Consider the following 8,245-nt stretch of genomic DNA (forward strand, 5'->3'; position numbering starts at 1 on the left):
GGCGATCGAGGAGGCGCCGAACTCGCTCGCCCGGGCGAGCACGAAGTGGGCGGCCGTCCAGCCGCCGCGCTTGCCGGTCTCGCCGGCGTCGACCGGGATCTCCACGGTCGAGCCGTCCACCCGGGCCCTGCCGACCATCCCACCGAGCAGCTGGTTGACCTCGGACTTGGTCGCCCGCGGCTTGCCCGCGCCGGCGGTCGGCTCGTCGATCCGGCAGGTCAGGGCGGCGGGGGAGTAGCCGCTGACCGCGGAGGCGATCGCGCGGCCCTCGTCCTCGTGGTCGGCGTACGCCTCGGGGTAGGCGGAGCGCTGCACCTTCTGCGCCGCCTCGGTGATCACCATGTCCTCGTAGCCCTCGATCTTCACCAGCGCGTCGTAGAACTTGTTGGTGGCGTAGATGGGGTCCTGGACCTGCTCCTCGGTGCCCCAGCCCATCGAGGGACGTTGCTGGAAGAGACCGAGCGAGTCCCGGTCACCGTGGCCGATGTTGTAGAGCTTCGACTCCTGGATCGCGGTCGCGATCGCGATCGTGGCCGCTCGTGCGGGCAGGCCGCGTTTGAGCCCGAGCGCGGTGATCACGGCGGCGTTGCCCATCTGCTCGGGGTCGAACCGCGCCTCGTACTCGCCGGCGACCGCCGTGCACTGCTGCAGGTCGGGCAGGATCGAGTCGAGCTTGTCCGTCGCTGCCTGGACGACCCAGTAGATGCCGCCGGCGATCACCGTGAGCACCACCATGACGGTGAGGAGCTTCTTCAATTCAGCACTCTGATCTTCGGTGCGGGCTAGTTGGCGTGGAGGGCGGCGTTGAGCTCGATGCCCTCGCCCTTCCACGGGACGGCCTCGATGGCGCCGGTCACCGAGTTGCGGCGGAAGAGGATGTTGGAGGCGCCGGAGAGCTCTCCTGCCTTCTTCACGGTGCCGTCGGGGAGCGCGACCTTCGTCCCGTACGTCACATAGCACCCGGCCTCGACGACCGCGTCGTCGCCCAGCGAGATGCCGACGCCCGAGTTGGCGCCGAGCAGGCAGCGCCGGCCGATGGAGATGACGGCCTTGCCACCGCCCGAGAGGGTGCCCATGATCGAGGCGCCGCCACCGACGTCGGAGCCGTCGCCGACGACGACGCCGCCGGAGATCCGGCCCTCGACCATGGACGCGCCGAGGGTGCCGGCGTTGAAGTTCACGAAGCCCTCGTGCATCACGGTCGTGCCCTCGGACAGGTGGGCGCCGAGGCGGACGCGGTCGGCGTCGCCGATCCGGATCCCGCTCGGGATGACGTAGTCGACCATCCGCGGGAACTTGTCCACGCCGTAGACGGTCACGTGCTGGCCGGCGGCCCGCAGCCGCGCGCGGGTGAGCTCGAAGCCCTCGACCGCGCAGGGGCCGGCACTGGTCCACACCACGTTGGTGAGGAGCCCGAAGATGCCCTCGAGGTTCTGCCCGTGCGGCCGCACGAGCCGGTGGGAGAGCAGGTGGAGGCGCAGCCAGACGTCCTCGGTCGTCTCGGGCGCGCCGTCGATGTCCTTGATCTCGACGAGAGCGACCTTCTTGGTCACCCGGCGCACCTCGTCGGTGCCCTCGAGCGCGGTCAGCTCGGCCGGTGCGGCCGCGTCGGCGGGCCTCTCGCCCAGCTGCGGTGCGGGGAACCACACGTCGAGGACTGCCCCGAGATCGGACTCGGTTTCGGCGGCGTACGTCACGAGGCCGAAGCCCCAGGCTGCATTCGTCACGCGCCGCAGTCTAGTGGCCCAGCCTGAGTGGTCCCTTATCGGCGGTCTCGACGTGCGAACATTGTCGGGTGAGCGAGCGTCAGCGAGTGAACCAACAAAACAACACGCGACCGCGTCCGTATTCTGGCGCTTGCGCTACGGAGGTGGTCGCGTGAGCAAGAAGAGCACGCCTCCGACCCCTCAGCTCCTCCAGGCCGAGGACGGCACCTGGACCCTGGAGGTGCCCGGCGTAGCCTCCAGCAAGGGCCACCCAGCCCCCGAGTGGGCGATGGCCAAGGGCGTGGAGGTCGTACGCCGCGCCGCCTCCGACATCGTCCGGAGCTGGATCAACGGGAAGCCGGTCAGCGACGCCGAGAAGCAGGTCGTCCTGCTAGTCACCCGCGGCGACTCGCAGGTCTACGCCTGGCTCGACGCTGCCTTCGCCGACGACAACCCCCGCTGAGCCACCCCTGCCGAGTCGGCGCGTTCTGACAAGCCGACTCGGCAGAAATCTCGTCAGGACGAGCCGACTCGGCAGGCGTCGGCGATGACGCCGACCCCAAGAGGGCCGGTGAGCGCACCGGGCAGCAGCGGGAGCTCCAGGAGTGGAGTGTCGGGAAGTGCCTCGCGCAAGGTGGCGGTCTCGGCATCCTCCAGCCGTCGCCGCCCGGCGAGGAGCGGCCCTGCGTCGGCGGGGGATCGACGGTTCACGACGACACTACCCACGTCGATGCCGAGTTTCACCAGTTGCTCGTGGAGCGCGAGCGACTCCAGCACCGGCAATCGCTCGGCGGTCGTGACGACGACGAACGAGGTCAGGCCGGGATCCCGGATCGTGTCGCGGAGGGTCGCGAACCGTTCTCGGCGCCGGACGAGCACTCGTCGCAGCTCAGCGTCACGGTCCGCACCCCGGTCCTTGCCACCCAGCCCCTGGATCGCAGCCGCGAACTTCTCCGCTCGGTCCCGGCTGGCGAGCAGGCTCTCGGTCCAGCCGGTCAGGTGCTCCGGCATTGCGAGCAGCCGCAGGGTGTGGCCGCTCGGGGCGGTGTCGTAGACGACCAGGTCGTAGTCGGCAAGCCCGAGCGCCAACGTCTCCGCGACTCGATCGACGATCGCCGACTCGTGGGTGCCAGGAGCCTCGCGGGCCAGCTCCAGATGGCGATCAGCCGCCGGCCACAGCCGGTCCGGCAGCATCCTGTGCATCGTCTCGCGCACCGCTTTCAGATGAGTCGACACCACGCTTTCAGGGTCGATCTCAATCCCGTCGACGAGACCGGTCCCGGGAGAGGCGAGCCGGGTCGCGTCGTCCCTCACCGGGAGGTCCCAGAGGTGGCCCAGGTTGTGGGCGGGGTCGGTCGAGACCACCAGCACGCGCGCCCCCTCCCGGGCGTGTGCCAGTGCGAGGGCCGAGGCGACGGAGGTCTTGCCGACCCCGCCCTTGCCACCGACGAAGAGCACCCGTCGTCGGCGCGTGAGACTCAGCAGCACCCGATGTGCTCCAGCGGTGATCGTTCCAGCCCGATCCGTCGATGCCACGCGTGGAACTCCGGATAGACCGCGGGGAGCAGGTCCGCGTTGTGGTAGGCCGCCGGGTCGGGCACGCCGAGGGCGTCAGCCAGCACCACCAGCAGGAAGAGGTCGTCCTCCTCGCGCCGGGCCCGGGCGAACGTACGTCGGTAGGGCCCGGCGTAGAACTCGTCCAGCCCGGCGCGGAACCTGCTCCACCACGAGCTCACTTCCCGACGCCCTCCCCGGTGGTGACGAGGTCGGCGTCCTCCGCCTCCGGCTCGACGCGCAGCATCGCGATAACGGCCTCCACGGCGACCCACAGGGCCGCAATGATGATCACGACGTCGATGGCGAGCAACAGCCAGTCCTTGGCCTCGGCAAGGTCACCGAGCTGTACGAATGCGGCGTAGAACGACATCACGAACACGAAGGCCAGCGGGATGAGCGCCGGCCACGGATTGCGGCGCTTGCGCAGCAGCATGACTGCGATGATCGAGAGTGTCAGTGAGGCCAGCAGCTGGTTGGTGGTGCCGAACAGCGGCCAGATCCGGAGTCCGCCCTCTCCGCCGGCGCCCTGGCTGAACGTCAGACCGAGCGCGATCGCCACCGCGATCAAGGTCGCGGCCAGCTTGGGGATCTTGACGTTGACCAGGTCGCCGGCCTCCTGCACGACGAAGCGCTGCAGTCGGACACCGGTGTCCATGGTGGTCGCGGCGAAGAGCACGGCCATCGTTGCCAGGATCGTTGCGCTGAGCGAGATCGGGATGCCGAGACCTTGGTTGACCAGGTTGCCGCCGCCGGTGACGAAGGCACCGACGCCACCCTCGCCGAAGGCGGTGTAGACAGCCTCCCAGTCGCGTACGGTCTGGAAGCCGGCCGTGGTGGCGAGGATCGCGCCCAGCGCGAGCATCCCCTCACCGACGGCCCCGAAGTAGCCGACGAAGCGGGCGTCGGTCTCCTTGTCGAGCTGCTTGGAGGAGGTTCCGGAGGAGACCATGCCGTGGAACCCGGAGATCGCGCCGCAGGCGATGGTGACGAACAACAGCGGCACCAGGCCCGGCGTGCCCTCGGGCACAGCGTCGTTGAACGCGGGCGCGACGATCGAGGGCGCCCCGATCAGGACAGCGCCGAAGAGGATCCCCAGGGCGATGAAGAGCTGGACGCCGTTGATGTAGTCACGCGGCTGCAGCAGGACCCAGACCGGTAGCGTGGAGGCGATGCCGGCGTAGATGAAGAGCGCGAGGATCCAGAAGGTCGCTGGGGACACACCGAGGATCGGGTCAGGCAGCTCGACCGGGACGCGGTCGCCGAGGATGATCAGGGCGTAGAGCGCAACCACGCCGAGGACCGTGGTGAGCAGCAGGTTCACCCGCCAGCGGTAGATCATCTGGCCCACGATGACGGCGACGACGATCGCGCCCCAGGCTGGGATCACCGCGCTCGGTGTGCCGATCAGCAGGTCCTTGATGACTACGGCGAACGCCGCGTTGACCATCAGCAGCAGCAAGAAGATGACGACCAGGAAGAGGACGCGGCCGCGCGGACCGATGTAGCGGCCCGACAGCATGCCCATGGACTGACCCCGGTTGCGGGCAGAAGCCCACAGCGACCCGAGGTCGTGCATTCCGGCGAAGAGGACCGTGCCGATCGTGACCCACAGGAAGGCCGGCAGCCAACCCCAGATCACCGCGATCGCCGGGCCGACGATCGGCGCAGCACCGGCGACGGAGGTGAAGTGATGACCCCACAGGACGTACTTGTTGGTCGGCACGAAGTCGACGCCGTCACTCATGGTGTGCGACGGGGTCGCATAGTCCGGGTCCAGCTGGTAGATCCGGTTGCTCAAGAACTTTGAGTAGAGCAGGTAGCCGCCCGCGAACATTGCGAGCCCAACCAGCATCAGCAGTATCGAGTTCATACCCGCGCCCTCCTAGCCGCGTCGTGCCGAGCTGCCCGGTGGGCGGCGGGGGACGGCACGATCCGTACCGCCATCCTGCTAGTGATCGTCGTCACACGTCTACCCGGGGTCGGGTCATTGCCCGGTACGCCCGTCGATGACCTCGCGCAGCAGGTCGGCGTGGCCCGCGTGGCGGGCGTACTCCTCGATCATGTGGACCAGGATGTCGCGGATCGTGGTCTCGTCGCCGCGGAGGTCGCGGGTCTCGGCGAGCGTCGCGTCGTCGATCGTGTCGAGCCACTCGTCCGCGGCCGCGATCTGCTCGCGCCAGCTCGCGAAGGACTGGTCGACGGACTCCTGGGTCGGGCCGACCTTGTGGAAGCCGCCGGTGGGGTCGTCCTCGTCGAATCGGGCCAGGTCGAGGTCCTCCTTCAGCACCCGCTGGAACCAGCTGTGCTCGACCCGGGCCATGTGCCGGACCAGGCCGAGCAGGCTCAGGTCGCTCGGCGGCACGCTCCGCTTCGCCAGGTCCTCGGGTCCGAGATCCTGGCACTTGAGCTCGAGGGTGAGACGGTAATGGCGCAGGTAGTCACGGTAGGTCGCCAGCTCACCGACGGCCTGCTGGTCCTGATGGCGTGGGTCCTCGGCCTCGGGTAGCCAGATGCCGCCGAACCCCACCTGCCGCTGTTCGCTGCTCATGCGGCCACCTTGGTGGAGGGTCGGTCCCCTTGGCCAGTGATTTCGGCGCTGGGTCACTTCAGGCTCCGAAGCTGGGCTGCCGCTTCTCCAGGAAGGCGTTGATGCCCTCGCGGCCCGACGCGGAGCCACCGAGCGCGGAGATCGACTCCGCCTCGCGGCGCAGTGCCGACTCAGGGTTCGGGTCCGCGACGTCGCGGATCAGGTGCTTGGTGCTCGCGAGCGCATCCGGTGAGCCGGCGAGGAGGGTCGCGACGACCTCGTCGACGGCGGCTGTGACCCCGTCGGAAGGGACGACGCGGGCGACCAGCCCGGCCTCGAGAGCCTCCGTCGCGGACAGCATGTCGCCGAGCAGGGTCAGCCGCAGCACTCGATGCAGGCCGAGGGTGTGCACGAGGAGAGAACCGCCGCCGTCCACCGAAAGCCCCACCTTGGCGTAGGCGAGGCTGAACTTCGCCTTGTCGGCGGCGATCACGATGTCGGCGGCCGCGGCGAGCGGGAACCCGACCCCTGCGGCAGTGCCCTGGACCACGCTGACCACGATCGCGTCGCAGCGTACGAGCTCGGTGATGATCCGGTTGGCGCCCTCGGCGAGCTCGAGGATGAACGGCCCCAGATCGTCGGCGGCCGCGAACCCGGCGAGATCACCACCGACGGAGAAGTACTTCCCCTCCGCCGCCAGCACGATCACCCGCGCCGAGTCCGCTTTGGCCCGCAGGATCGCCGCCAGCATCTCCTCGCCCGCCGCGGGCGAGAACACGTTGCCCCTCTCCGGGTTGGTCATCGTGATGCGCGCACAACCGTCGGCGTACTCATAGCGAATCAGACTCATGCGCGCATCCTGCCAGGCGCCATGATGGCGTTCGGGCCTTGCCGGCGACGACCATCCTGATGTGGTCACGATCGCGGATCGGCGAGCCCTGGGTCGACCCTGATCTTGGAGCGAACGTGCGGATGCGGCGGGGAGGTGGCATAGGACGCGTGGATAGGGTCCTGGCGTGATCCCGAACGAACGATTCACGGTCAGGCGGGTGCCGGTCGAGGACACCTATGCGCTGCGGGCGAAGGTGTTGCGCAACGGTGGGCCGCTGGAGGCGGCGAGGGTGCCGGGGGACGACGGGCCCGAGGTCGCGACCTATGCAGCGCTGAAGGTGGACGGTGGCCTGATCGGGTGCGTCGGGCTCTTCCCGGAACCATGCCCCGACCTGCCCGAACATCCCGGGAAGGGGTGGCGGATCCGGGGGATGGCGACGGAGGACGGCTGGCGGGGCCGGGGTGTCGGGGCGGAGGTGCTGAAGGCGGCTCTGGACCACGTCGCGGCCGAGGGTGGCGGGCTGGTCTGGTGCAACGCGCGTACGCCGGCGGCAACCTTCTACGCGCGCGCCGGGTTCGCGGAGATCGGTGAGCGGTGGGACGACCCCGAGATCGGTCCGCACGTGCGGATGTGGCGCGCGGTGTAATCGGGTTCGCGCGGCGGGCACCGGGCGGCGTACCCTCTTCCATAACAGCGTTCGAGCCGTCATCAGCGGCGAGCTCCGGGAAGAAAGCCTCCAGGCAGATCGAAGGCGAGTAGAACCCGGCGGGAGTGGCCCGTCACAGCCGTAACGAAGTGGCGATCTCGACAAGCTCGATCACCGGGATCGTAAGCAGGGTGGTACCGCGGTCGAAAGATCGTCCCTGTGGTGAACACAACCCACTACCACCCAGCAGGAGATGCCGCCGATGGCCTATCCAAAGGTCACCTCAGCCGACTCGGCCCACAACGGGGGCTCGGTTCCGGCCAGCCCTCGCTTCCCGAAGATCGAGACACAGATTCTCGACTACTGGAAGAAGGACGGGACGTTCCAGGCGAGCATCGACAACCGTGACGCCGGCAAGAACGGCGAGAACGAGTTCGTCTTCTACGACGGCCCGCCGTTCGCCAACGGCCTGCCGCACTACGGTCACCTGCTGACCGGCTACGTGAAGGACATCGTCCCGCGCTACCAGACCATGCGTGGCAAGCGCGTCGAGCGGCGCTTCGGGTGGGACACCCACGGCCTGCCCGCCGAGCTCGAGGCGATGCGCCAGCTCGGCCTGAAGACCACCGACGACATCGTCGACATGGGCATCGACAAGTTCAACGCGGCCAGCCGGGCGTCGGTGCTGAAGTACACCGGCGACTGGCAGGAGTACGTCACCCGCCAGGCGCGCTGGGTCGACTTCGAGAACGACTACAAGACCCTCAACCCCGACTACATGGAGTCGGTGATCTGGGCGTTCAAGACGCTCCACGACAAGGGCCTGGTCTACGAGGGCTTCCGGGTCCTGCCCTACTGCTGGCAGGACGAGACCCCGCTGTCCAACCACGAGCTCCGGATGGACGACGACGTCTACAAGGACGTCCAGGACCCGGCGGTCACCGTGGGCTACGAGCTCGACGCCACCGGTGAGGACG

Annotated in this window: 10 protein-coding genes; 3 read left to right on the forward strand and 7 right to left on the reverse strand. The window is 68.8% G+C overall.

The features are described 5' to 3' along the window. Positions 1-756 (reverse strand): hypothetical protein (locus tag ACRDPS_RS06280; RefSeq protein WP_431500767.1); only part of this gene is annotated, 756 nt, incomplete at its 3' end. Between the two features lie 26 nt (positions 757-782). Next, the gene (gene dapD, locus ACRDPS_RS06285; RefSeq protein ID WP_431500768.1) at positions 783-1,727 is read right to left on the reverse strand and encodes a 2,3,4,5-tetrahydropyridine-2,6-dicarboxylate N-succinyltransferase; all 945 of its coding nucleotides are present in this window, start codon (positions 1,725-1,727) and stop codon (positions 783-785) included. A gap of 151 nt (positions 1,728-1,878) precedes the next feature. On the opposite strand from dapD, the gene ACRDPS_RS06290 reads away from it, so the two are divergent. Next, positions 1,879-2,169: a hypothetical protein gene (locus ACRDPS_RS06290; protein WP_431500769.1), complete on the forward strand. Its 291-nt coding sequence runs from the start codon at positions 1,879-1,881 to the stop codon at positions 2,167-2,169. A gap of 53 nt (positions 2,170-2,222) precedes the next feature. Here the strand turns inward: ACRDPS_RS06290 and ACRDPS_RS06295 are convergent, their stop codons facing one another. The 5 genes from ACRDPS_RS06295 to ACRDPS_RS06315 form a co-directional block, all read right to left on the reverse strand. Then, positions 2,223-3,194, reverse strand: a complete 972-nt coding sequence (locus ACRDPS_RS06295) for an ArsA family ATPase (protein WP_431500770.1) — start codon at positions 3,192-3,194, stop codon at positions 2,223-2,225. Continuing rightward, positions 3,185-3,442, reverse strand: a complete 258-nt coding sequence (locus ACRDPS_RS06300; RefSeq protein WP_431500771.1) for a cory-CC-star protein — start codon at positions 3,440-3,442, stop codon at positions 3,185-3,187. Before ACRDPS_RS06300 ends, ACRDPS_RS06295 begins: the two co-directional genes overlap by 10 nt. Further along, the gene (locus ACRDPS_RS06305; RefSeq protein WP_431500772.1) at positions 3,439-5,133 is read right to left on the reverse strand and encodes a carbon starvation CstA family protein; all 1,695 of its coding nucleotides are present in this window, start codon (positions 5,131-5,133) and stop codon (positions 3,439-3,441) included. Before ACRDPS_RS06305 ends, ACRDPS_RS06300 begins: the two co-directional genes overlap by 4 nt. A gap of 114 nt (positions 5,134-5,247) precedes the next feature. Next, on the reverse strand, positions 5,248-5,811 hold the full coding sequence (locus ACRDPS_RS06310) for a DinB family protein (RefSeq protein ID WP_431500773.1): 564 nt from the start codon (positions 5,809-5,811) through the stop codon (positions 5,248-5,250). Positions 5,812-5,869: 58 nt separating this feature from the next. Further along, positions 5,870-6,640, reverse strand: a complete 771-nt coding sequence (locus ACRDPS_RS06315; RefSeq protein WP_431500774.1) for an enoyl-CoA hydratase/isomerase family protein — start codon at positions 6,638-6,640, stop codon at positions 5,870-5,872. Between the two features lie 166 nt (positions 6,641-6,806). Between ACRDPS_RS06315 and ACRDPS_RS06320 the strand changes: the two genes are divergently transcribed. Then, the gene (locus ACRDPS_RS06320; RefSeq protein ID WP_431500775.1) at positions 6,807-7,268 is read left to right on the forward strand and encodes a GNAT family N-acetyltransferase; all 462 of its coding nucleotides are present in this window, start codon (positions 6,807-6,809) and stop codon (positions 7,266-7,268) included. 262 nt (positions 7,269-7,530) lie between these two features. Continuing rightward, on the forward strand, positions 7,531-8,245 hold a 715-nt coding region (locus tag ACRDPS_RS06325), incomplete at its 3' end, for a class I tRNA ligase family protein (protein WP_431500776.1).

The organism is Nocardioides sp. (genome assembly GCF_050699375.1).
In the GTDB taxonomy this organism is placed as follows: domain Bacteria; phylum Actinomycetota; class Actinomycetes; order Propionibacteriales; family Nocardioidaceae; genus Nocardioides.